This window comes from Cellvibrio fibrivorans (assembly GCF_031457055.1).
In the GTDB taxonomy this organism is placed as follows: Bacteria; Pseudomonadota; Gammaproteobacteria; order Pseudomonadales; family Cellvibrionaceae; genus Cellvibrio; species Cellvibrio fibrivorans.
The window spans coordinates 677,234-702,017 of record NZ_JAVDVX010000002.1 but is presented as its reverse complement, the minus strand read 5'-3'; the positions used below and the strand labels follow the sequence as shown (position 1 = coordinate 702,017).

Sequence of the window (24,784 nt, the reverse complement as noted above, 5' to 3'; positions counted from 1 at the left end):
TGTTACGAAGAAGGATCACTCATGCAGAAAATTTTATTTGCAACCAGTGAGGTTTATCCACTGATCAAAACTGGTGGGCTTGCGGATGTAGCAGCAAGCCTTCCACGTGCGCTGCTAAAACTGGGGCAAGATGTAAAAATATTGCTACCCGCCTATGCGAGTGTGCTGGAGAAAGCCAAAAACGTCGGCATCAAAGAGATTGCACAATTAGAGATTGAAGGCTATTCAGTATCATTAAGACAAACTCGCTTACCCGGCACCAAAGTGATTGTTTTGTTAGTGGATATTCCAGAGTTTTTTGAACGCGAAGGAAATCCCTACTGCGGCCCTGATGGCAATGACTGGTTTGATAATCACAAACGCTTTTATGTATTTGCCAGAGTTGCTGAACTCATTGCTTTGGATCAGGTGGGATTGAATTGGCAACCGACAATTGTGCACTGCAACGATTGGCAAACAGGTTTGATCCCGGCATTGCTTTCCCTCCACCCCAATCATCCGGCCTCTGTGTTTACCATACACAACCTGGCTTATCGCGGTCTATTTTCCTATCAAGCGTTTGCCGAATTAAATTTGCCTGCAGTATTTTGGCATCATGAGCGCTTGGAATTTTATGGTCAAATGTCCTTTATAAAAGGCGGGTTGGCTTTTGCGGATTTCATCACCACAGTCAGCCCTAGTTACTCGAAGGAAATTCAACGCCCGGAGTTTGGCAATGGCTTGGATGGACTAATACGCTATCGCAGCGATGCGGTTGCCGGAATTTTAAATGGTATAGATACCGATGAGTGGAATCCGGGAACTGACCCTCATTTAACTTGCAACTACAATCGCCGCACCCTTGGCAACAAAACCAAAAACAAATTGGCATTGCAAGAAGAGCTTGGCCTTACTGTGAGTTCTGACATCCCTTTACTCGGATTTGTTGGCCGACTAGTTGACCAAAAAGGCGTGGATTTAATTCTGGAACAAATGAACCAGTTGTTAACCCTGGATTGCCAACTAGTGATTTTAGGCAGCGGATTCCCCCATTATGAAAAAGCGTTAAAAAATATTGCCGAACAATACCCACAAAAAGTTGCTGTCACTCTTGGCTATAACGAAACCTTTGCTCATCGTATTGAAGCGAGCAGTGATATTTTTCTGATGCCATCCATCTTTGAGCCTTGCGGCTTAAATCAATTATACAGTTTGCGTTACGGCACGCTGCCCGTTGTGCACGCCGTTGGTGGGCTACGTGATACCGTTTTTGAACAGACGTTGGAAAGTGAGTCAGGCGAGGCCAATGGTTTTGTGTTTCACGGTGCCACTGCAGGAGAGCTACTTGCTGCGATTCAACGAGCTATTTCGCTCTTCAAGCAAAAAGATCGCTGGAAGCAGCTGCAACTGAATGCAATGAGTAAAGACTTTTCATGGGACGCTAGCGCCAAAGAATATTTGGCGATTTATGAGCAGATTGTTTCAGCCTGAATCCGGGATTAAAAATGGGCATTGCTGCCCATTTTTACATCTGCATTTACAGGGTAGGAATTGCCGCGAGCAGTTGCCGTGTGTATTCCTGCTGTGGTGCGGAAAATAACTGCTCCGTTATCCCCTCTTCAATTAACATCCCTTTCTGCATAACTACCACGCGATCACATAGATAACGCACCACAGACATGTCGTGAGAGATAAACAGCATCGTCAAATTGTGTTTTTGTGTTAACTCCAATAACAATGCCAATATTTGCGCACGGATGGTTACATCTAGCGCGGATACTGGTTCGTCAGCAACTATCAGTTTTGGTTTCAATGCAATCGCACGTGCGATAGCGATACGCTGACGCTGACCACCTGAAAACTCATGGGGATATTTGCGGATAAAACGCCGATCCAAACCGACATCATCCATTAGCTCATTGACTTGATCCAGCACAGTAGACTTGGTGGCAAGGCCATGCACCAGGAGCGGTTCAGCCAGCGTGTCAAATACCGTCATGCGTGGGTTTAATGAAGCATAAGGATCTTGAAAAATCATCTGTATATCGCGACGCATTTCTGTGAGGTTTGCGGGGGACAAACCTAATAATTCTTTACCGTTAAAAATCACTTCGCCCGACTGCGCATTCACCAAACGAATGATACTTCTACCCAGCGTAGACTTTCCCGAGCCTGATTCACCAACCAGCCCAAGTATTTCACCACGATAAATATTAATGCTTACATCATCAACACCACGTGCAAACTGCTTAATACGATTAAACAGAGAGCCTGCGTGCGACGCGTAACCCACCTGAAGGTTTTTTACATCCAGTAACGGTGCCTCATCCATTTTGGCTGCACTGGCAACGGGTTTTGCTGTGGCTAGTACAGCGCTGAGCAGTTTTTTTGTGTATTCCTGAGTTGGATTTTTAAATATTGCTTCGGTTGTGCCCTGCTCTACCAATCGCCCCTTTTCCATTACCAACACATCGTCTGCCATTTGCACTGCCACACCTAAATCGTGGGTAATAAAAATTACAGCGAGCTTATGGCTTTTTTGAAGACCTTTAATAAGTGCGAGAATTTGTGCCTGGACAGTTACGTCCAATGCAGTCGTTGGCTCATCTGCAATCAGTATTTCAGGCTCTCCAAGGAGCGCCATAGCGATCATAACGCGCTGCCGCATGCCACCCGAAAATTGATGCGGATATTCATCAATACGTTTAGTTGCATTCTGGATGCCAACTTCAACCAGTGCAGCGATTGATTTTTCCCGCGCCTCTTTTTTACTCATTTTTTTGTGTTGCAACAAGACTTCGATAAGTTGATCTGCAACGCGCATATAGGGATTTAAACACGTCATCGGGTCTTGGAAAATCATGGCGATTTTATGCCCGCGCACATGGCGCAATTCGGATTCAGGCATTTGCAATAAATCTTTGCCATGAAATAGTGCGCGGCCTGATTCAATTTTCCCAGGGGGTGACGGAATTAATCCCATCAACGCATAGCATGCGACCGACTTGCCTGAACCTGACTCACCTACAATGCCCAATACTTTTCCCGCTTCAAGTGAAAAACTTAAGTTTTCCACCGCTACTGTTTGGCCATTACGGGTATTAAACAATACCCGCAAATTTTCAACATTGAGTAATTTTTCGCTGGTCATGAGTTAATCCTTGGATGCTCGTGGGTCAAGTGCATCGCGCAAGCCATCGCCGAGAAAATTGAGTGAAAACAAGGTGATTGTTAGAACCAGACCTGGGAAAATCAGCAGCCAGGGATATTCTTCCATGGTCTCGACCCCACCAGAAATTAACGAGCCCCAGGAACTTGCAGGCGGTTGAATACCCAAACCTAAAAAGCTTAAAAAAGATTCCAATAAAATAACACTGGGAATAGTGAGAGTTGTGTAAACAATTACGGGACCGAGCACATTAGGGATTAAATGCCGCGAAATAATTCGCCACGGCGATAACCCCATAGAAATCGCTGCCTCGACAAACTCTTGCCGCTTAATAGTTAATACTTGCCCACGAACAATCCGTGCCATAGTCAACCACTCAACTGCACCGATTGCCAAGAACAGTAGCAACATACTACTGCCAAAAATAACAGTAAGCAAAATAATAAAAATCGTGAACGGCAATGCATAAAGTGCATCGACGATCCGCATCATCACCGCATCAACACGCCCCCCAAGAAAACCAGCTATCGCGCCCCAAAGTACGCCTATTGTTAATGCTACAGCAGTAGCAATAAATCCAACCATCAACGAAATACGGCTACCGTACATAATGCGCGTCAACTGATCGCGCCCCAAGGTGTCGGTACCCAACCAATGTTGCGCAGAGGGAGGGGACGCAGCTAATGCCAGATCTTGTTCGTCATAACTGTAGGGGGCAATCCAGGGGGTCATGATTGCAATCGCAATCAGCAGCAATAAAAAATATAAACTAGCCATCGCCATTTTATTTTTGCGCAAGCGCGCGGCTGCATCCTGGCTTAGTGAGCGGCCTTTTTCCAGTGCTGAAATATCCAAGGTTTTTATAAACTCTGTCACGCCTTAACCTCTCTCTTCCAGTTCTTGCCGCAGCTTCGGATTCAACCAAACCTGAACTATGTCGGCGAGCAAATTAAACAAAATGATCAGGAAGGCAAAGAAAATAGTACAGCCTAAAATCATCGTGTAGTCGCGGTTAAATGCCGCTATAACATAATATCGGCCAAGTCCCGGTACCTGAAAAATTGATTCAACGACAAATGAGCCCGCTAGTAGCCCCGCAATCGCAGGTCCAAGAAAAGAAATTACCGGCGTGATGCCACCACGCAATGCATGCACCAAGACAATACGAATGGTTGAAAGGCCCTTTGCCCGCGCTGTGCGGATATAATCCTGCGAGAGAATTTCCAGCATTCCACCGCGGCAAATCCGTGCGATATACGCGGCATAAACAGAACCAAGCGTAATCGACGGCAAAATTTTATCACCCGGAACTTGCCCCCATCCCGCTACAGGTAACCAGCCAAGCCAAATACCGAATACCAATAACAAAATTGGTCCAAGTACAAATGTCGGCATACAAATTCCGATCATTGCAGTAGACATAGGTACATAGTCAAGCAAGGTATTTTGTTTAATCGCTGCCAGTATTCCAGTAGGCAATCCCACAAGCAGCGCAAATAAAATTGCGTAGAGAGAGAGTTCTAATGTGGAGGGTAACCCGGCAGCAATAAGTTCAGTTACCGAATGGCTGGCAAATTTGAACGAAGGTCCAAAATCTCCCTGAACGATATTGCCCATGTAATCCATGTATTGCTTCCAGAGCGGATCATCCAGGTGGTAACGTTTATTGAGCTGCGTCAGCACTTCTGGAGGTATTGCGCGGTCTTTATCAAAAGGCCCACCGGGTGCTGCGCGCACCATAAAAAATGTTACTGTCGCGACCAGCAACAATACTGGAATAGCTTGTAAAACACGTTTGAGTATGAACAGAAACATAGATCACTCTGGTTGGGGAGAACTGGGTTCAAGATAGAGTTTTTTGTAGGAGTAATAATCCAGAATATTTTGATGATAGCCTTTTAATTGTGTAGAGATGAGATTGTTAGTTGTGTAGTTGTAAAGTGGAATTAAAGGTGCCTCCTCCAGCAACAAGGCTTCAGCTTGTTGAAAAACTTCATATCGCTCTTGTTTGTCCGCAATGGTCGCTGCTTTTTTTATGAGCTCATCATACTTTTTATTTTTCCAACCCGTTTTATTGTCACCACTATCGCTAGTAAAAATTTCTAAAAATGTGTTGGGATCTACATAATCGCCGACCCAAGCCATACGGGCTACGTTGTGATGCAAATTTTTAATTTCATGCAGATATACCTTCCACTCCTGATTCCTAAGCTTGATATTAATATTCAGGTGATTTTTCCACATTTGTTGTATTGCCTCGGCAATTTTTCGGTGGTCTTCGGAGCTGTTGTAGGTCAATTCAACACTGGGGAAATTTTTACCGTCGGGATAGCCTGCTTCCGCAAGTAATTGCCGCGCCTTTTCCGCATTGAACACAATCTGGCTTCTCGATGTGTAGCCTAATGTATCGGGTGGCGTTAGTGCGCCGGTTGCGCTTTGTACACCGTTAGTCACGCTATCCACCAATGTTTTTCTATCTATAGCAAAAGCCAGGGCTTTACGTATACGCACATCATCAAAAGGTGGTTTTGTTACATTGAAACCATAAAAGTAGGTCGCCAAATAGGGATAATGATTGTATTCGGGGTCTTTGTTCGCACGGTAGACCGGAATTTTTGCGTAAGGCATCCATTCAGTCCGATGTAAATGACGCGCTTTAAACATTCGCTCTTCAACCAATAACTGGTCTATAGGCATGAAATGAATTTCATTAAGGCGAACATTTTCGCTATCCCAATAGTAAGGGTTTTTCTTAACAACCAAGGAACGGCCAGGAATCCAATCTTTTAAAGTGAAGGCGCCATTGCCGACGAAATTTCCCGGCTTTGACCAAGGGTTTGTTGGGTCATCAAGTTCGCCAAATTGTTTCATACTGGCAGTGTGCAGTGGAAATAACGCTAGATAATCGAGCAACTGCAGGAAATAAGGTGTGGGGTTTTCCAGTTCTATTTTTAAATACCGATCGTCCAGTGCTTTAAAACCAACGAGGGAGAGGTCGGTAATTTCTTTACGGTAGTATTTTTCAGCATTTTTGAAGACAAATAGCGACGTAACCGTCTCGTTACCCAGTGCAGGCATCAATCCGCGCAACCATCCATTCACAAAATCATGGGCAGTTACAGGATCGCCATTAGACCATCGTGCAGTTTCCCTGATATGAAATACGTAGGTCATGTGATCCGCTGAAACTTCCCAGCGATCCGAAACAGCAGGCACAACTTCAAGAGTGCGTGGGTCTTTGCCGACCAACCCCTCGAACAGCGCCGCAATAATGCGTCCTTCTGGCATACCATTGGTTCCGTGAGGGTCGACACCCGTGACATCCGTACCATTCCCAAAATACAGTATTTGCTGCTCAGTCCCCACATCCACCAAGGTTTTGCGCTCGCAGGCCCATAGCCCTAACATCAGTATTGCCAACACCAAAGTTCTTGTTGCCATAGTTATGGTCATTAATTTTCTCTCCGCCAGCATGAGGTCTATCAGTGCCTTTTTCCGAATAGTAGTACACTTTAAATACCAAACATAGCTATATAAAAAATCATTATTAACAATAACTTAGGCTTTTTTTAGCGGTTTACTTGTATGTTGAGGCAGGCCCTTGGGTAATAACTGCCTCACATCGCAACATGTTTCCCTACAAATTTATAGATTGCTGCTAAGCTTCAGTTAAATGCACCTCGGACTGACCATAACAAGATCTGAACTATGCGAGATTATTTGCTCACCGAAGATCAGCGCGATTGCCTTCAGGAAATCACCAATGTTGCCATGGGGCAAGCCGGCTCCCATCTGGCTCGCCTGCTAGACGTTTTTGTGGTGTTATCCATCCCACACGTTAGTGTCCTCAACCCTACCGATATTGCCATGGCGTTACAGTCGCTCAACCGGGAAAGTCGCAATGACATAGTGCACGGTGTGTGCCAAGGTTTCATAGGAGGTGGCATTGCCGGTGAGGCCATGCTGATATTTCACGAAACTGACTTTGATGATCTTGCCAAGCTGCTGAAATATGATCGCGTTACAGATGAGCAGGCGCAGTATGAGCTACTAATGGACACCGCCAATGTATTAAATGGTGCATGCTTGCGAGGATTGGCGGAGCAGTTGGATACTCACTTTAGTTTTGGCCCACCTATGTTGTTGGGACAGCACTGCAATATTACTGACTTGCTACAAAACAATAATATGAAGTGGAAGCAGGCGTTAGTCGTTGAGATCAACTACTCTATTGAGAACCATAAAATTAATTGTGATTTATTATTGGTTGTAGCAGAACACTCTATTTTCGGTCTGACTGAAAAACTTAACTACCTACTCGATTAGGTTGAACCATAACGATGGCAATTAGCGAAGATCTCAGTAAAATTTTCAAGGATGTCCACTGGCAAATGGATATCCTCCAAAATATTGATGTTGGCCTTGTAGTAATGAGTCCGGACTACACGATTGAAGTCTGGAATAGTTTTATGCAAAACCACAGTGGCAAGGCGCCGGAAGATGTACTTAATAGAAGTATATTTACCGTTTTCCCTGAACTGTCGGAACAATGGTTTAGGCATAAATCACAGTCTGTTTTTGTTTTACAAAACACCGCGTTTACTACTTGGGAGCAACGCCCCTATTTATTTCGCTTCCCTCATTATCGCCCTATCACTGGCACTGCTGAATACATGTACCAAAACAGTACCATCATCCCCTTGGTTGATACCAAAGGCGAGGTGGGTCACATCTGTTTGGTAATTTATGATGTTACAGATTCGGCAGTTAATAAAATTGCGCAGCAACAAGCCAACAAACAATTGCAAAACCTAAGCCGCACCGATCACTTGACCGGACTTTTTAATCGCGGTTACTGGGAGCTTCGTCTAATACAGGAATTTAAACGCTATGATCGCTATGAGCAGGCATCCAGCCTGATTATGCTCGACATAGATCACTTCAAGAAGATTAATGATAAATATGGCCATACTATAGGCGATGAAGCAATCAGAGGGGTAAGTCGCGCAATTAAAGAACAGGTACGGGATTTGGACATTGCCGGCCGTTACGGTGGCGAAGAGTTCGGGATTGTCCTTACCAATACCAATGGTGATGGTGCCTGTGTCTTTGCTGAGCGGCTGCGCTCCGCTATTGAGCAGCTAACAATCTACACTGAGGGTCACGAAATAAAATTCACTGTCAGTTTGGGCGTGGCAGAGTTAACCGATAAAATTCACGATCATCGCAACTGGATTGAAAAGGCAGATCAAGCGCTTTACAAGTCTAAAGAGGGTGGCAGAAATCGCTGTACTATGCTTTCGTAGCCCCCTGACTGATGAAATAAAAAAGGCTCCCGCAGGAGCCTTTTTTATTATTACAGTAAAGATTATTGAACTATATCAGCTGCATCTTTCAGGAATTTTTGATAGCTCGAGAAATCATTCTTCCCGTAAATACTACCCAATTGAGCAGTAATTGCTGTTTTTTGTTCTGGGGTTACTTTCTCATAACTACCTGGCGTAACAGCTTCTAAGGCAACTACCGCCAAATCACCAGCAGCAGTCATTACCTTGTCAAATGTGGGCGAGCTTGAAGATGGTTTAGTCATAGTAAATGCATGGCGCAGGACATCTGAATCAATGTCAGCACTGCTACGTGTAGCAGCTTTTACCTGTTTAAACTCAACACCTGCGGCCTTGCTTAATTCAGAAAAACTACCACCCGATTTTAAGTCGGCAATCAACCTGGTAGCTTGCTCATCAAGCAGTGTCTTGGCTTTCTGATCTTTCAGGGTATTAGTGATTTGTTCTTGAACACTGGCAAGTGGTTTAACCTGGCTAGGTTTGTAATCGGTTTTTTTCAATACAACCACATTGCTTGAATCGATTTCAATCACATCACTACTATTACCTTCCTGCAAAACTTCAGTAGAAAAAGCAGCTGCAACCACTTTGGGATTGGCCATTAAATCTTTACCTTTGCTGCGCTCAAACAGGCCAGAGTTCTCAGCTTTAAGATTTAGTGCTTGAGCCACCTCTTGCAAGCTTTCTGCGTTGTAAGATTCTTCACGTAATTTTTCTAATTGAACAACGAACAAGTTCTCAGCTTCCGCACGTTTTAATTCATCTTCAATGCTTGCCTTTTGTTCTTCGAATGAAGGTGGTTCGGAACCTTTTTCTGCTAAAAGTTTGATGAAGTGTGTACCAGCATCAGTTTTAACCGCAGAAGAAACCTCTCCTACCTTTAATGTGGCAAGTGCTGATTCAAATTCTGCAGGGAAGGCATCGCCTTTAGTGAAACCCAAATCCCCGCCCTGCTCCTTACTACCTAAATCGTCAGAAAATTCTTTAGCTAATGCAGCGAAGTCATCACCGGCAGCAAGTTTGTCAGCGATAGTTTTAATCTTATCCTGATTATCACCCTCTACAAGAATGTGGGCTGCCTGGCGCTCTGGTGCAGCAACAAAAGAAGCTTGGTTTTGTTCAAATTGTTTGCGTACTTGCTCTTCTGTAACGCTGATGTTTTTCATCAGATCCGCTACATTGAGGCTTATGTAATCGACCGCAACTTGCTCTTCACTAGTGAACATTTGTTGATTTGCATCGTAATAGCTTTGGATCTCTGCTGTTTCAACCTGAATTGTTTCACGCACTTTTGCCGCGGGCAATATAACGTATCCGAGATCGCGTGATTGAAAGCTAAGCGCAACTACATCATCCAGTTGCGAGGGGGTTGCAAAAGCTGTTGCGCTGACACCCGCTTGCAACTGATTAATAACAATTTCATCAGATAAAATTTTAGCGTAAGTGCTATGGGTATATCCCATGTTTCGCAACACTTGTTGATAGCGATTGTTATCAAACGCTCCGGCTTCATTTTTAAATTGGGGCGCAGTAGCGATTTGCTCACTGAGATAAGTATTGCCCACTGCCATGCCTGATTTTACTGCAGCTTGCGACAACACCATTCGCTGGACCAAATTATCAATTACAGGCTTACGCAAATACTCATCTGTGAGAAATTCTGCAGGTATTTGGTCACCATAGGTATTCAGCATTTGCTGCTTCTGCATACCAATAGCTCTGGCCACATCCATTTCAGTGACTTGCTCGCCATTTACTTTGGCGGCCTGATTGGCAGATGTATCCCAATTGAATAATGCCTCAACACCCGTAAGGGCAAAAATGATCACCAAAAACCCAATCAAGATAAAAGAGATAACACCTCTGGAATTGTCTCTGAGGTTTTGTAACATTTTAAACTCCTAGCAGGATGAAGGTGCCTTGCGCAGATAAACTGAGACTACATAGACAACTAAATACTTAATTATTCGATGTTTGAATAGGCACTTGGCCTTGTTTTTTAATTCGCATTTTACTAAAAAAAAAGCGCACCTAGATGCGCCTTTTTATGCTTTAACATTTCAGATTTGTATCTGAAAAAAGCACTTATTAGTTGACAGCATCTTTCAATGCTTTCCCCGGTTTAAACCCAGGAACTTTGGCAGCAGCAATCTTGATTTCTGCACCAGTCTGAGGATTGCGACCGGTACGTGCAGCTCTCTCTTTCACTGCAAAAGTACCAAAACCCACCAGAACCACAGAGTCACCATTTTTGAGGGCACCAGTGATACTTTCAACGACTGCATCCAAGGCACGTCCGGCAGCAGCTTTAGGAATATCCGCAGACGCGGCAATGGCTTCAATCAGTTCAGTTTTGTTCACACTTAACCCCTTTTGATTATTTGTTTCTAAAAACACAGTGCAAATTAATGTCGCTATTAATCTGCGTTACCCGTGCAGCAAATGAATTGCGATTTATACCAACAGAGCTTCTGGGGGTCAAGGAAAGCTTACAGCTTTACACAAAACCCCTTTGAATCTGATCAGAAAACAAGCAGTTCCTGCCAGATCTTGAATCAGGTCACAGCAGCGCTTGTTCAGTGAGTGCTCAGACGATTATCGCTCTCCGTGGTCTTTTGTGCGGCCTTCTCCAGCGCTCTATATTCCTCATCACTCAAGGGCTTGGGGCTGGATTGCAATGCAATGGCCAAGACCTCATCAATCCACTTCACTGGTTTGATGGAAAGGTCTGCTTTGATATTATCTGGAATCTCTTTTAAGTCTCGCTCATTTTCCGCTGGAATGATAACCGTTTTAATTCCTCCCCTGTGCGCGGCAAGCAGTTTTTCTTTCAACCCACCAATACGCAAAACCTCTCCGCGCAAAGTGATCTCGCCAGTCATAGCAACATCTGCCCGTACCGGTATTCCTGTTTGTACTGACACTAAGGCTGTGCACATAGCTATACCCGCGCTAGGGCCATCTTTTGGTGTTGCACCTTCAGGAACATGAATATGGATATCCACTTTTTCGTGATGATCGGGAGCGATGCCCAGTGCCTGGCTGCGCGAACGAACAACAGTTAAAGCTGCCTGGATAGATTCCTGCATTACATCACCCAGTGAACCGGTTTTTATGATGCGCCCTTTACCAACAACAGCTGTTGCTTCAATCGTCAGCAACTCCCCGCCCACTTGGGTCCACGCAAGCCCAGTCACCTGCCCTATTTGATCCTTACTTTCTGCTTTGCCAAAATCAAATTTGCGCACACCCAACAAATTCTCTAAAGACTCCGAGTCTATTAAATCAGCGCTGGTTCTATTGCCTTTGACATGGCGAGTTACAACTTTGCGGCAAATTTTTGCAACTTCTCGCTCCAATCCTCTAACACCTGCTTCACGGGTGTAGTAACGGATGATGTCGCGAATCGCATCGGAACCAATATTAATTTCAGTATCTTTAAGACCGTTTGCCTTCATTTGTTTTGGAATTAAGTAGCGCAATGCGATATTTAATTTTTCATCCTCGGTATAACCTGGGATGCGAATAACCTCCATACGGTCCAATAGTGGGCCAGGAATGTTCATTGAATTGGATGTGCAAACGAACATCACATCCGACAAATCATAATCGACTTCGAGATAGTGATCGCTGAAATGGCTGTTTTGTTCCGGATCCAAAACTTCCAGTAATGCAGATGCTGGATCGCCGCGATTATCCATGCCCATTTTGTCAATTTCATCCAACAAAAAGAGCGGATTTCGCACACCCACTTTGGCCATCTTCTGAATAAGCTTCCCGGGTAATGAGCCTATGTAAGTTCTTCTGTGCCCGCGAATTTCAGCTTCATCGCGTACACCCCCCAAGGCCATGCGTACAAACTCACGATTAGTGGCACGCGCAATCGACTCACCCAGGGACGTTTTACCTACACCAGGCGGACCAACCAAACACAAAATGGGGCCTTTTACTTTTTTGACGCGCTGTTGTACCGCGAGATATTCGAGAATGCGCTCTTTTACTTCCTCAAGTCCGAAATGATCTTTGTTGAGCACTTCTTCAGCGCGTATAAGGTCATGGCGAACTTTACTTCTCTTACTCCAAGGTACTTTAATCATCCAGTCGATGTAGGCGCGCAGTACGGAAGCTTCCGCAGACATCGGTGACATCATTTTTAATTTGTTTAATTCTGTGCGTGCCTTTTCCTCGGCTTCTTTAGGCATTGCAGCTGCGATGATTTTCTTCTCCAGTTCATCCGCTTCACTAACTTCTTCACCTAATTCACCTAGCTCTTTTTGAATAGCTTTTATTTGCTCATTCAAATAATACTCGCGCTGGCTTTTCTCCATTTGCTTTTTAACGCGACCACGAATTTTCTTCTCGACATGAAACAAATCCACCTCAGCATCCATCAGGTCTAGAAGATGCTCTATGCGTGCATGTATATCAGCCATTTCCAAAATGGATTGTTTTTTGGGAAGGTCGAGCGACATGTGTGCAGCTATGGTATCCGCTAAGCGGCCAGGCTCATCAATGCCTGACAACGAGGTGATCACCTCTACAGGTACTTTTTTGCTGAGATTGACATACTGCTCAAACTGACCGATTGCTGAGGCAACCAGTGCACGAGCTTCAGCGCCTTCTATCGGCGGACTGGAAATAACATCTACAGTTGCCTTGAAGAAACCGCCAGCCTCCTCAATGGACTCGATATTGGCTCGCTCGCGCCCTTCTATAAGCACTTTTACTGTGCCATCAGGTAATTTGAGTAATTGAAGGATCGAAGCAATCGTTCCTATGCTGTATAGATCTTCAGCTTGTGGTTCATCCTGCTGTGGATTTTTTTGCGCCACCAGCAAGACTTGCTTGTCGCTGGCCATCGCACGTTCAAGTGCTTCTATGGATTTGCCCCTGCCAACAAAGAGCGGAGTAACCATATGCGGATAAACAACCACATCGCGCAAGGGCAGCAAGGGGATTTCAGTGATATGGGATTCATGCAGAGTTTCAGCGACCATTGGTTCCTCTCTATTTCAAGAAGGCAACAACTACCTTGCCATGAAAACAAGATTGGGGTCTAAAACTGGGAATTACAAGTTATTGAAACATAAAAAACAAAAAGAGCGCACCTGTGCGCTCTTTTTGTTCGTTGTGCCCAAAGGCTAGCCGTTAGTCGTCTAATCTTCCGCAGCTGCTTTTGCAGGTTTATCAGTATTTTCATAAACCAACAAAGGCTCAGACTCACCTTTTATTACAGACTCATCCACCACGACTTTAACCACGTGCTCTTCAGATGGAATCTTGTACATGGTGTCCAGCAACACGGATTCCATTATTGATCTCAATCCTCGCGCGCCAGTCTTGCGCTCAAGTGCTCTCTCCGCGACGGCATCCAAAGCATCTGTACGGAAATCGATTTGTACACCTTCCATTTCGAACAATCTTGCATATTGCTTGGTGAGCGCATTACGCGGCTCCGTTAATATTTGGATTAACGCGGCTTTATCAAGCTCATCCAGGGTGGCAATGACTGGCAGGCGACCTACAAACTCGGGAATAAGCCCATAGCGAACAAGATCTTCTGGCTCTAGATCTTGCAATGTTTGTCCAAAATTACGCTTTTCGTCCTTGCTTTTAACTTCTGCGCCAAAACCAATGCCGCCTTTTTCAGAGCGATCGCGAATGACTTTATCCAGTCCGGCAAAAGCTCCACCGCAAATAAACAAAATATTTGAGGTGTCGACCTGCAAAAATTCTTGTTGCGGATGCTTGCGACCACCTTGCGGAGGCACGGAGGCAACTGTGCCCTCAATTAGCTTCAAGAGTGCTTGCTGCACACCTTCCCCTGAAACATCGCGGGTGATTGACGGGTTGTCAGACTTGCGGGAAATTTTGTCTATTTCATCAATGTAAACAATACCCTGCTGGGCTTTTTCTACATCGTAATCGCATTTCTGCAGCAGCTTCTGGATGATATTTTCAACATCCTCACCCACGTATCCTGCTTCTGTAAGCGTAGTTGCGTCGGCAATGGTGAAAGGAACATCAAGCAGGCGCGCCAGGGTTTCAGCCAACAAAGTCTTACCGCTACCTGTTGGCCCAACTAGTAAAATGTTACTTTTGCCCAGCTCAATCGGCTCTTTTTCCTTACCACCTTTATCGCCAAAACGAAGGCGCTTGTAATGGTTATAAACAGCAACCGCCAGTACTTTTTTGGCGCGTTTTTGGCCAATAACATACTGATCGAGAATGGCGGAAATCTCATGCGGCTTGGGAAGTTTTTCTGAGCTACCTTCGGAAGCGCTTTCCTGAATTTCTTCGCGGATAATATCGTTGCAAAGGTCAACACATTCATCGCAGATAAAAACCGATGGCCCGGCAATCAGTTTGCGGACTTCATGCTGACTTTTACCGCAGAAAGAGCAATACAGCAACTTTCCGTTTTTATCACCTGCGTCACTAGTGTGATCGGTCATTTAACCCACTCCATCTAAATTTCTATAACAATTGTCAGGTTAAAAAAACAAATTTCAAGCGGGCGGACATTATTTAGTAGGATCCACTCGCATTGCGATGGCTGATCCGAGCTTGGTTTTATTCTGACAAACAAACATTATTTGGCTGGCTGAGTACGCTTATCGATAACAGTATCGATCAACCCGTAGTCTTTTGCCTGTTGAGCCGACATAAAATTATCGCGCTCCGTATCAATTTCAATCCGCTCTATCGACTGCCCTGAGTGATATGCCATTAGCTCATTCAACCGTGCGCGAATTTTCAATATTTCTTGTGCCTGAATATGTATATCTGATGCCTGTCCCTGTGCTCCACCACTTGGCTGGTGGATCATCACGCGGGAATTTGGCAGGCAAAACCGCTTACCTTTAGTGCCAGCATTCAGCAGAAAAGCTCCCATGCTGCAAGCTTGACCGATACACATAGTGCTTACATCAGGCTTAATGAACTGCATGGTGTCATAAATTGACATACCCGCAGTAACTGAGCCGCCAGGTGAATTGATATAAAGATGAATATCTTTGTCTGGATTTTCAGCCTCAAGAAATAAAAGCTGGGCCACTACCAAATTTGCCATGTGGTCCTCAACAGGACCAACCAAGAATATCACGCGCTCTTTGAGCAAGCGGGAATATATATCAAATGATCGTTCACCTCTTGCCGTTTGCTCAATAACAATCGGAACAAGGCCGCTATTAATAAGAGATAACTGGGAGTTCATGTGTTCGTATGACATCGTGCGTTTTTGTCCTTAAGCGGGCTAATAGCGTCGCCAATATTGAAAACTAAGGTTTTTTGACACTAGAGAGCTTAACCCGTGATGGGATTATATGCCAGTCAAATGAGGTAAATTGGGAGGTATTCGAAGAAGGGAGAGCCGCAAAACAGGCGTTTTGCGGCTTTTTTAAACGATTAGCGTTGTGCGTTGGCCTTGATGATTTCGTCATAGCTGGTTTCCACTTCAGAAACCTTGGCTTGCGACAAAATGTGGTCAACTACTTGATCTTCCAGCACGGCAGATTCCACGCCAGCCATCAGTTCCTGATTGCTGCTGTAGTACTCAACAACCTCTTTAGGTTCTTGGTAGGTGGAGGCGATTTCTTCAATCATCGCTTTCACGCGCTTTGCGTCAGGCTTGAGCTTGGCGGATTTTACGATCTCTCCAACGATCAGTCCCAAAGTTACGCGACGAGAAGCCTCATCCTGGAACATGGTGTCAGGCAGCAAGGATTTAGCATCGAAGTTTTGTTGCTGGCCACCAAAACGCTGCAGCATCTGATTGCGTAAAACCTGAATTTCATTCGCAACCAATGCTTTAGGTACTTCAGTGGTGTGCGATGCGATAAGCGCATCCATAACCTGAACTTTAACCTTGGCTTTTAACGCATTGGCTAACTCGCGATCCATATTGGCTTTTACTTCTTTGCGGAATTGTTTTTCTCCGCCTTTTTCAACGCCAAACTTCTGGAAAAATTCTTTCTTCAGCTCTGGTAGTTGAGCTTCTGAAACACTGTTCACAGTGATTGAGAACTGAGCCGCGGCGCCTTTCAGTTCCTCTGCTTGATAGTCTTCAGGGAAGATTACTGAAATCACTTTTTGCTCACCGGCTTTTAACCCAGCAATACTCTCTTCAAAACCGGGGATCATTGATTTGGAGCCAAGTACCAAGTTGTGGTTGTCTGCTTTGCCACCGGCAAATTCGACACCATCTTTGGTGCCAACAAAGTTGATATTAACCTGGTCGCCGTCAGCAGCCGCGCGCTCTACTACAGACCAAGTGGCTTGATGCTTGCGCAATACTTCGATCATGTTGTCAACATCAGCTTCAGTCACTTCTGCTTTGAAACTTGTAAGTTCAAATACAGAAAGATCGCTCAATGCGACACTTGGATACACTTCGAAGGTGGCAATATATTCAAGATCTTTTCCTGCAGCCAATTGTTTGGGCTGGATAGATGGTTGACCTGCTGGCTTAACATTTTCTTTTTGTACCGCGGCATAGAAAGAACGGCTAATGACATCGCCAACAACTTCTTGACGAATACCGGCACCAAAGCGCTGTTTTACAACAGACATAGGCACCTTGCCCTTGCGGAAGCCTTTGATGCTTACGTTGCGCGCCGCTTGCTTCAAGCGATTTTCAACTTCGTTTTCTACTTGCTCTGCGGGTACGCCAACTGTCAAGCGGCGCTCCAATCCAGAAGTCGTTTCGAGTGAAACCTGCATATATGCCTCGTGAAATAACTGAAAGTGTGTAGCAGTTGATCAGGTACCCTGAAACACAGGATACCGGGGGAATTTGGTGCGGACGGAGAGACTCGAACTCTCACACCTTGCGGCGCCAGAACCTAAACCTGGTGTGTCTACCAATTTCACCACGTCCGCTTGGGTCGCCTTCAACTCTGCGAAGGCACTGACTTAGTTTTATCGCGCTCTAACCTGTTGATTTTTAATGTTTTTTATAAAAATCAAAAGCCCCAGTACGCGAAGGGTGCTGATTGTGCCACAGTCATTCTGCGGGTTCAACTTTTTATCAATACTCGGCGCTTGTGTCTCGCTGACGAAGAACCAAGGCGCGGAAACTCTCCAGCCATGAAGCCAGGAGCTCAGGCGTCAACTTTAACAGGGGTGCTTCATCCGCTTCATTCAATTCCACCAACTCAATCAGATTTTCCTGTCCAAATGACTTCTTCGCTTTGGGTTTCCCGGGGGATTTAGAAAGCTGCGTATAATAACCAGTTAACTGGTTCAACCAGGTTTCGTTTGTTTCGGTAAGCGATAGCAATTCGGATGACTCTGACGAAGTAATATCAGACTGCTGCAAAGCTGCGACCAAATCCTGCACCGAATCAATTGCCGATAAATTTTTGATTCGATGATGCTCAGCCAGCTCACGCAAATAAAAATGCAGTCCCATTGCCAAATGAAATACCGCCGCATCAACAAGCGCTTGGTGCTCAAGCGGTTGGCGAGCTGGGTGTTCATTTAATAGCCTGATAATAGCGCTGGCATAGGCCAGCTTTTGGTTAACCAGCGATAGATGACTAATAGACATAATTAACTGACTGGACTTTTTGAGGGGACATTAGCCATCCAAATGGATGGCTTCTGCAAAACCTTACTTTTGTACCTTCCACTTGCCGCCTTCATAAAACGCTTTCCAACCAGTCGCCTTGCCATTGATTTCAGTTTGGACGTACTGCTCTTTGGTTTTGCGACTAAAACGAATAATCGCTTTATTGCCTTCAGGATCTTTTACTGGTGCAGACAATAAAAAGTGGTATTTCGGATCTATTTGATCTTTGTAGGGTAACAACTCTTCAACCAAGGGGGCACGCGTTTCGCGATTTTTTGGGAACTGGCTTGCAGCAAGGAACAAACCTGCTGCGCCATCGCGCAGTACATAGTGGTCATCCACCTTTTCACAACGCAGCTCCTGCATCACAATTGGATCGACTTTTGGCGGTGCAGCCTCGCCACTTTTGAGCAGTTTGCGGGTGTTTTTACATTCGCTATTGGTGCAGCCAAAGTACTTACCAAAACGACCGGTTTTAAGCTGCATTTCGCTGCTGCATTTATCGCATTCGATCGTCGGGCCCTCGTAGCCTTTCAAACGATAACTGCCTTGCTCTACCTCGTAACCAGCGCAATCGGGATTGTTGCCGCAGATATGCAACTTGCGGCTCTCATCGAGCAAGTAGGAATCCATTGCCGAGTTGCATATTTTGCAGCGATGCTTGGCGCGCAACTGCCGTGATTCAGCCTCTTCATCCGCATCCGCATCGATGACTTCATCGCCGGAAACCAGGTTCATGGTGTTTTTGCAGCGTTCTTTAGGCGGCAGTGCGTAACCGGAGCAACCCAAAAATACGCCCGTGCTACCGGTGCGGATCTGCATATGTCGACCGCATAAGCTACAGGCGATATCAGTATCAGTAGGATCATTCGCGCGCATCCCTTTGGCGCTACTGGAAGCCAGAGTCAGCTTTTTGCTGAAGCCCGCATAAAAGTCATCTAACAGCGAGCGCCAGTTTTTACCACCCTGTGCCACCACATCCAAGGACTCTTCCATGCTGGCTGTAAAACCATAATCCATAAGATCGTCAAAGCTTTCAACCAGGCGCTCAGTGACTATGTCACCCATTTTCTCAGCATAAAAACGGCGATTTTCCTGACGGACATAACCGCGCTCCTGAATAGTGGAAATAATAGAAGCGTAAGTTGATGGGCGGCCGATAGCGCGTTTTTCCAGTTCTTTTACCAAGCTGGCTTCGGTATAGCGCGCTGCAGGTTTGGTGAAATGTTGCTGTGGATTGAGCTTCACCAATGGCAGCACCTGGCCGACTTTCATATCAGGCAAAACTACATCTTCGTCTTTTTTCGCAACTTGTGGGCTGACTTTGGTGTAGCCATCAAAACGGATTACCCGGCCGCGGGTGCGCAGCTCATAGTCTCCAGCCGCAACCACCACGCTAGTGCTTGTATAATCCGCGGGTGTCATTTGGCAGGCGACAAACTGCTGCCAGATCAAACCATAAAGACGTTCTGCATCGCGCTCCATTCCACTCAATTGATTGGGCAATGCGCCAACGTTGGATGGGCGAATTGCTTCATGCGCTTCCTGTGCACCGTCTTTGCTTGAGTAAATGGTGGGTGACTCTGGCAGATAACGCTTACCGAAATTTTCCAGAATATAGTCGCGGCAGGCTTCAACCGCTTCTTTACTCAGGTTGGTAGAGTCAGTACGCATGTAGGTGATGTAGCCAGCTTCATACAAACGCTGCGCCATCATCATAGTTTTCTTTACCCCAAAGCCTAAGCGGGTACTTGCCGCTTGCTGCAGAGTAGACGTAATGAAAGGAGCTGAAGGTTTTGATTGGGTTGGCTTGTCCTCGCGGCTGATGACTTTATAAGCCGCGCCTTGCAAGGCTTTGACGGCGGTCATCGCCTGGGTTTCGTTGATTGGTTTAAATGCCTCATCGCCTTGCTTTTTCACTTCGAAGCTAGCGATTTGGCTTTTATCGGCCTGCAAATCGGCAAAGAGTGTCCAATACTCCTCGGGTATGAAGGCGCGGATTTCGCGCTCGCGCTCAACTACTAAACGCACTGCAACTGACTGTACGCGCCCGGCCGATAGTCCTCGTGCAACTTTTTCCCACAATAAGGGGGAAACCATATAACCCACAACACGATCCAGAAAACGTCGCGCCTGCTGGGCGTCAACACGGTTTTGATCAATAGGGCCAGGAGTTTTGAACGCGTTTTGGATTGCTGTTTTGGTGATTTCGTTAAACACGACTCGACGATAACGTGATTCGTCTCCGCCAATAGCCTCGCGCAAATGCCAGGCAATAGCCTCCCCTTCTCTATCCAAGTCGGTTGCGAGATAGACCATATCGGCCTTCTCGGCAAGCTTCTTCAGCTCATCGACCACTTTTTCTTTGCCCGGGAGAATCTCGTATTGCGCCTCCCAACCATTTTCCGGGTCAATACCCATGCGGTTGATCAGTTGGCTTTTACTTTTTTTGGCTTGATAAATAGCTTTTTCTTCAGCCGACATTTTGCGTGTCGCCGCTGCTTGTTTGGCGCGCTCTTTGGCATCCACAGGCTTGGCACCGCCGCTGGTAGGCAAATCACGAATATGACCAATACTGGATTTAACGACAAAATCGCTCCCCAGGTATTTATTAATGGTTTTCGCCTTGGCAGGCGACTCAACGATAACTAAGGATTTACCCATGGTGGTCAGAAATATCTCTATAAAAAGAAGGCTGTATAAGGGGTTGAAATATGCGCCAAACTATTACAACAATGCCCCTAAGACGGGTTAAACTAACAGTGAAGGTGCGCATATATAAGTCTTGAATCCCAAGGGGTCAAGCTATAATTTCCTGCATGACTTATAGTGGAGCCTCAGTAGATATGCAAAAGTTAGTAGTAAAGGAGAGAGATTTGCACTTTAAAAAATGCTCATATGTATATGTTATTTAACAGTTTTCCGTTTGCTAAATACTTAGGGACAAGAATCAGATAAAAACCCGAAACCCAACGTCCCTTGCCCCAGTAGATTCCCGCATGACCTTGATTGTGATTCTTGTTTTTTTGATGCTGATAACACTTTTTGCGGTGAGTGCGCTCCATGGCATACAGCAGCGTCAGCGTCAGCGTCGATTGGAGCAGCGTCGTTTACGCATCCAAGTTGAAGAGTTGACCGAAATCGTAAATTGCCTCGAGCAGACACTGCCCAACCGAACCATCACCAAACATATCAATGACATGATTATCGCAATACAACATCAAATGTTGGCACTGGAGGATAAAAATCGTGAGCACCTGGAGGCGGGCATCCAGAAGAGCGAACAGTATTCTGAAGAATTACTCAACCCCAAAAACCGACACAATATTAGTTATCAGCGGGAAAGCGATGCACAAATTGCCAAAACCCAGCTGCATCTGAACGAAACCATGCACTTGGTCACGCAACTTGCCGCACGTGGCACTATCAACGAAATCGAATTGGATGCCTATTTAGCGGAGTTGCGTTGGGCTTATTTAATGGTGTCAGTGATGTCCTACATTGGCCAAGGCGATAAATCCATGGCTATAAGCGACCGCTTTTCTGGATTGGCGTTTTATCGCAAGGCGCAACAACTGCTAATAGAGTCAATGCATCAAGACCCACGCCGGATACAAATGATCAAAGAGTTGAGTGAAATGGTTGATGGAGACCGCATCGGGCTCAGTCGCAATTTGCGCGAATCAGCTTCGGCGGTCTGATTAATTGATCATAGGGTTATCAACTTTATGCAATTTGGTTAGTATTTCGATCAGTAAATCCAGTATCTCAACACCTTCTTTCTCCATCCAAAACACACTGACCCCAAGATTGCTGCAACTAATAGCCAGCACTGATGCGGGTAATTGCGGCAGATAAGCTTTAAGCAAGCTGCAAGTTGCATCACTTGGGCGAACATCTGTTTGCCAATCCCACTCCTGATAAAAATTTCCGTCGTGGACGTATTTGGTGCGCATCAGTATCCACTCTGGCACTTCCCGCGCGTTGGGTGTTGGTGGTAAATAATAGACTGGTGCAGTCGCCGGTTGATCCATGTCAGTTTTCAATACCGGCAGCCGCCGCATACTAAAGCGCACACCCTGCTTGCTGGCATGTAAGCGTAATTGCTCTTTACGCTGCTGGGCAGGGCTTGGCCTGAGCATTGAAATTGGGCCTATGACGATTGCAAAGGCCAGAATCAAAATAATAAAAAACCAGATATTCATCGAAATCCTTAAAACTTTATGTGAGAGCAACTACTCTTAATCTAGCGATATTCACTTTTGCCGAGGATGGGAATCATGACAGAAGCTATCAATTACAAACATATTATTGTTGGCGTGGATCTCTCTGAGGATTGCCCGCCCGTGATTCGCCGCGCTGCTGCGATAGCCCAAGCCTGTAATGCCAAGCTCACGCTCGCCCATGTGCTAGAGCCAATTGCGTTTGCTTATGGCGGCGACATGCCGGTAGATTTAACCGGGGTGCAAGAACAGCAGGTGCAGAAAGCAGAAGCTGATTTGGCGTTGCTGGCGAAATCAACCAACTACCCCATCTTGCAGCAACATGTTTTGGTTGGCCAGCCCGCCGCCGAACTGCATTATCTCGCCGAGCAGGAATCGGCTGATTTAATAGTCGTGGGCAGTCATGGCCGGAAAGGTTTTGCGCTACTACTCGGCTCCACACCCAACAGTGTCTTGCATGGGGCGACCTGCGATGTGCTAGCTGTGCTGGTAAAAAAACAAACCGGTGAGGCCTAGGCTTCACCGGTAGCGATTTAAAACTCCTACTATTCCTGCTGCATATCTTCCAATTCCGCCCAGCGCTCGAAACAATCGTCGAGTTGTTGTTGCACTTTAGCCAGTTCCTGTAACTTTTCCTCTACTACTGCAGCGGCTTGGCTGTAGAAGTCACTGGCAGTTGTGATGGACTGCAACTCATTTAATTGCTTTTCAATTAATTCAATTTTTTGGGGCAGCTCATCAAATTCTTTTTGAAATTTGTAACTGAGTTTTTTTAGTTTGGCTGGGGCTTTAGCACTGACAGTTTCCACCACCTCCGCTTTTTTTAATTCAGCAACCGGTGCATTAGCAATCGCCGCTGGTAGCTCATCTGCCTGGGTCCATTTACCGCCCTGACGGATCCAATCGTCGTAGCCCCCGACGTATTCAAGTACATTGCCGCGCCCTTCAAAGGCGATAACACTGGATACGATGTTATTCAAAAATGCCCGGTCATGGCTGACCAGTAACAGTGTGCCAGTATATTCAGTGAGGATATCTTCCAGCAGCTCAAGTGTTTCTACATCCAGGTCATTGGTCGGCTCATCCAACACCAATAAGTTCGCGGACTTACTGAATAATTTGGCGAGCAATACGCGGTTGCGCTCACCGCCCGACAACGCGCGTAGCGGTGTACGCGCACGTTCACCGCTAAATAAAAAATCGCTCAGGTAAGAAAAAATATGTTTTGATTTTCCGTCGATATCTATAAATTCGCGTCCACCCGCGATGTTATCGACCGCATTTTTGTTGAGATCCAGTTGATCGCGCAGCTGATCGAAATACGCAACTTCCAAATTGGTACCCAGTTTCACGCTGCCCGATTGCGGTTGTAATTCACCGAGAATTAATTTCAGCAGTGTGCTTTTTCCTGCGCCATTGGCGCCGACTAAACCAATACGATCACCGCGCATAATGCGCGTCGAAAATTGGTTGACGATTTTTTTATCGCCCCACGAATAGGAAACATCCACCAAATCAGCAACTAACTTGCCCGAATCACCTCCGGATGCCAGTGTAAAATTGGCTTTGCCGACAACTTCACGGCGCTGCGAGCGGGTTTCACGCAAGGCTTTTAAGGCGCGCACGCGGCCTTCATTGCGAGTGCGACGGGCTTTAATGCCTTGGCGAATCCAGACTTCTTCCTGCGCTAGCCGCTTATCAAATAATTCGTTGTGGCGAGCTTCATCGGCAAGGGCCTGCTCTCGATACACCAAAAAGCTGTTGTAATCCCCCTCCCAATAGCGCAAGTGGCCGCGATCCAGCTCTGCAATATGAGTGGCCAATGCTTGTAACAGTGAACGGTCATGGGTGATGAACACCAGCGCACCGTTGTAATTGAGCAATTGTTTTTCCAGCCACTCGATCGCAGCAATATCCAAGTGGTTGGTTGGCTCATCGAGCAAAAGCACATCGGGTTCGATAACCAGTGCGCGGGCAAGCGCAACGCGGCGGCGCCATCCACCGGAAAGTTCGCGCATGTAGCGTTCGGCCGGCAAATCGAGGCGGGAGATAATTTCATCCACTTTCTGCTGCAATGCCCAACCGTCATTGGCTTCAATTTGATGCTGCAAATCTGCCATTCGCGCCAATTGGCTATCACTGATGTCATGCGCATGGGAGAGCAAACGATATTCTGCCAGCAGCTCTCCTACCCCTTTTGCACCTGCAGCAACTGCATCAAACACTAACCGGTCATCTGCTTCTGGTAAGTCTTGCTCCAGTCGGGCGATGCGGATTCCGGTCTGGCGGATGACTTCACCTTTATCCAGATCGACTTCGCCATCGAGCACTTTGAGTAAACTGGATTTACCCGTGCCGTTGCGTCCAATCAAACACAGGCGCTGACCGCGCTCAATACTGAGTTCAACACCATCGAGGAGTACTTGCAGGCCATAACTGAGCCCGGCTTTTTCAATTTTAATCAAAGACATAGAAGGAATAATTCAGGTAGTTTTTC

The 24,784-nt window shown here is 46.0% G+C and carries 19 protein-coding genes and 1 tRNA gene; 5 read left to right on the top strand and 15 right to left on the bottom strand.

Annotated features, from left to right (window positions below; translation table 11 throughout):
• Positions 1-21: 21 nt before the first annotated feature.
• The gene (glgA, locus tag J2X05_RS07890) at positions 22-1,470 is read left to right on the top strand and encodes a glycogen synthase GlgA (protein WP_310070943.1); all 1,449 of its coding nucleotides are present in this window, start codon (positions 22-24) and stop codon (positions 1,468-1,470) included.
• Between the two features lie 46 nt (positions 1,471-1,516).
• On the opposite strand, the gene J2X05_RS07885 is transcribed toward glgA, so the two are convergent.
• The 4 genes from J2X05_RS07885 to J2X05_RS07870 are packed head-to-tail and all read right to left on the bottom strand — an operon-like array spanning position 1,517 to position 6,601.
• The gene (locus tag J2X05_RS07885) at positions 1,517-3,130 is read right to left on the bottom strand and encodes an ABC transporter ATP-binding protein (RefSeq protein WP_310070940.1); all 1,614 of its coding nucleotides are present in this window, start codon (positions 3,128-3,130) and stop codon (positions 1,517-1,519) included.
• A gap of 3 nt (positions 3,131-3,133) precedes the next feature.
• On the bottom strand, positions 3,134-4,024 hold the full coding sequence (locus J2X05_RS07880) for an ABC transporter permease (RefSeq protein ID WP_374725259.1): 891 nt from the start codon (positions 4,022-4,024) through the stop codon (positions 3,134-3,136).
• 3 nt (positions 4,025-4,027) lie between these two features.
• On the bottom strand, positions 4,028-4,963 hold the full coding sequence (locus J2X05_RS07875) for an ABC transporter permease (protein ID WP_310070937.1): 936 nt from the start codon (positions 4,961-4,963) through the stop codon (positions 4,028-4,030).
• Between the two features lie 3 nt (positions 4,964-4,966).
• Complete coding sequence (locus J2X05_RS07870) at positions 4,967-6,601, bottom strand: peptide ABC transporter substrate-binding protein (protein ID WP_310070935.1); 1,635 nt, start codon at positions 6,599-6,601, stop codon at positions 4,967-4,969.
• 255 nt (positions 6,602-6,856) lie between these two features.
• On the opposite strand from J2X05_RS07870, the gene J2X05_RS07865 reads away from it, so the two are divergent.
• Together J2X05_RS07865 and J2X05_RS07860 are read left to right on the top strand one after the other, a co-directional pair.
• Positions 6,857-7,474 carry a histidine kinase gene (locus tag J2X05_RS07865; RefSeq protein ID WP_310070931.1) on the top strand — a complete coding sequence of 206 codons (618 nt, stop codon included), beginning with the start codon at positions 6,857-6,859 and terminating at the stop codon, positions 7,472-7,474.
• Positions 7,475-7,539: 65 nt separating this feature from the next.
• Positions 7,540-8,454: a GGDEF domain-containing protein gene (locus J2X05_RS07860; protein ID WP_310070929.1), complete on the top strand. Its 915-nt coding sequence runs from the start codon at positions 7,540-7,542 to the stop codon at positions 8,452-8,454.
• A gap of 62 nt (positions 8,455-8,516) precedes the next feature.
• On the opposite strand, the gene J2X05_RS07855 is transcribed toward J2X05_RS07860, so the two are convergent.
• From J2X05_RS07855 to topA, 9 genes are all read right to left on the bottom strand, one after another.
• On the bottom strand, positions 8,517-10,385 hold the full coding sequence (locus J2X05_RS07855) for a SurA N-terminal domain-containing protein (RefSeq protein WP_310070926.1): 1,869 nt from the start codon (positions 10,383-10,385) through the stop codon (positions 8,517-8,519).
• Between the two features lie 196 nt (positions 10,386-10,581).
• Positions 10,582-10,854 (bottom strand): non-specific DNA-binding protein Hbs, encoded by a 273-nt coding sequence (gene hbs / locus J2X05_RS07850; protein ID WP_039914522.1) that lies wholly within the window; start codon positions 10,852-10,854, stop codon positions 10,582-10,584.
• A gap of 215 nt (positions 10,855-11,069) precedes the next feature.
• The gene (gene lon / locus J2X05_RS07845) at positions 11,070-13,490 is read right to left on the bottom strand and encodes an endopeptidase La (protein WP_310070919.1); all 2,421 of its coding nucleotides are present in this window, start codon (positions 13,488-13,490) and stop codon (positions 11,070-11,072) included.
• 159 nt (positions 13,491-13,649) lie between these two features.
• A complete protein-coding gene (clpX, locus tag J2X05_RS07840) occupies positions 13,650-14,948 on the bottom strand; it encodes an ATP-dependent Clp protease ATP-binding subunit ClpX (RefSeq protein ID WP_310070915.1) in 1,299 nt (432 codons plus the stop codon).
• A 137-nt stretch (positions 14,949-15,085) separates the two neighbouring features.
• Positions 15,086-15,724, bottom strand: coding sequence for an ATP-dependent Clp endopeptidase proteolytic subunit ClpP (gene clpP, locus J2X05_RS07835; RefSeq protein WP_310070912.1), 639 nt, complete (start codon positions 15,722-15,724; stop codon positions 15,086-15,088).
• Between the two features lie 176 nt (positions 15,725-15,900).
• Positions 15,901-17,214 carry a trigger factor gene (tig, locus tag J2X05_RS07830; RefSeq protein WP_310070910.1) on the bottom strand — a complete coding sequence of 438 codons (1,314 nt, stop codon included), beginning with the start codon at positions 17,212-17,214 and terminating at the stop codon, positions 15,901-15,903.
• A gap of 74 nt (positions 17,215-17,288) precedes the next feature.
• Positions 17,289-17,373: transfer RNA gene (locus tag J2X05_RS07825), tRNA-Leu, on the bottom strand.
• Between the two features lie 148 nt (positions 17,374-17,521).
• Entirely contained in the window at positions 17,522-18,043 is a 522-nt protein-coding gene (locus J2X05_RS07820; RefSeq protein WP_310070907.1) for a DUF6586 family protein, read from the bottom strand.
• A 63-nt stretch (positions 18,044-18,106) separates the two neighbouring features.
• The gene (gene topA, locus J2X05_RS07815; protein ID WP_310070904.1) at positions 18,107-20,728 is read right to left on the bottom strand and encodes a type I DNA topoisomerase; all 2,622 of its coding nucleotides are present in this window, start codon (positions 20,726-20,728) and stop codon (positions 18,107-18,109) included.
• A 335-nt stretch (positions 20,729-21,063) separates the two neighbouring features.
• Between topA and J2X05_RS07810 the strand changes: the two genes are divergently transcribed.
• Positions 21,064-21,765, top strand: coding sequence for a hypothetical protein (locus J2X05_RS07810; protein ID WP_310070903.1), 702 nt, complete (start codon positions 21,064-21,066; stop codon positions 21,763-21,765).
• Here the strand turns inward: J2X05_RS07810 and J2X05_RS07805 are convergent, their stop codons facing one another.
• A complete protein-coding gene (locus J2X05_RS07805; RefSeq protein ID WP_310070901.1) occupies positions 21,766-22,269 on the bottom strand; it encodes a hypothetical protein in 504 nt (167 codons plus the stop codon).
• A gap of 75 nt (positions 22,270-22,344) precedes the next feature.
• Here J2X05_RS07805 and J2X05_RS07800 point away from each other — a divergent pair, with 75 nt between their 5' ends.
• The gene (locus tag J2X05_RS07800; protein ID WP_310070898.1) at positions 22,345-22,803 is read left to right on the top strand and encodes a universal stress protein; all 459 of its coding nucleotides are present in this window, start codon (positions 22,345-22,347) and stop codon (positions 22,801-22,803) included.
• 29 nt (positions 22,804-22,832) lie between these two features.
• Here J2X05_RS07800 and J2X05_RS07795 read toward each other — a convergent pair whose 3' ends face one another.
• Positions 22,833-24,758, bottom strand: a complete 1,926-nt coding sequence (locus tag J2X05_RS07795; protein ID WP_310070895.1) for an ATP-binding cassette domain-containing protein — start codon at positions 24,756-24,758, stop codon at positions 22,833-22,835.
• Positions 24,759-24,784 lie beyond the last annotated feature (26 nt).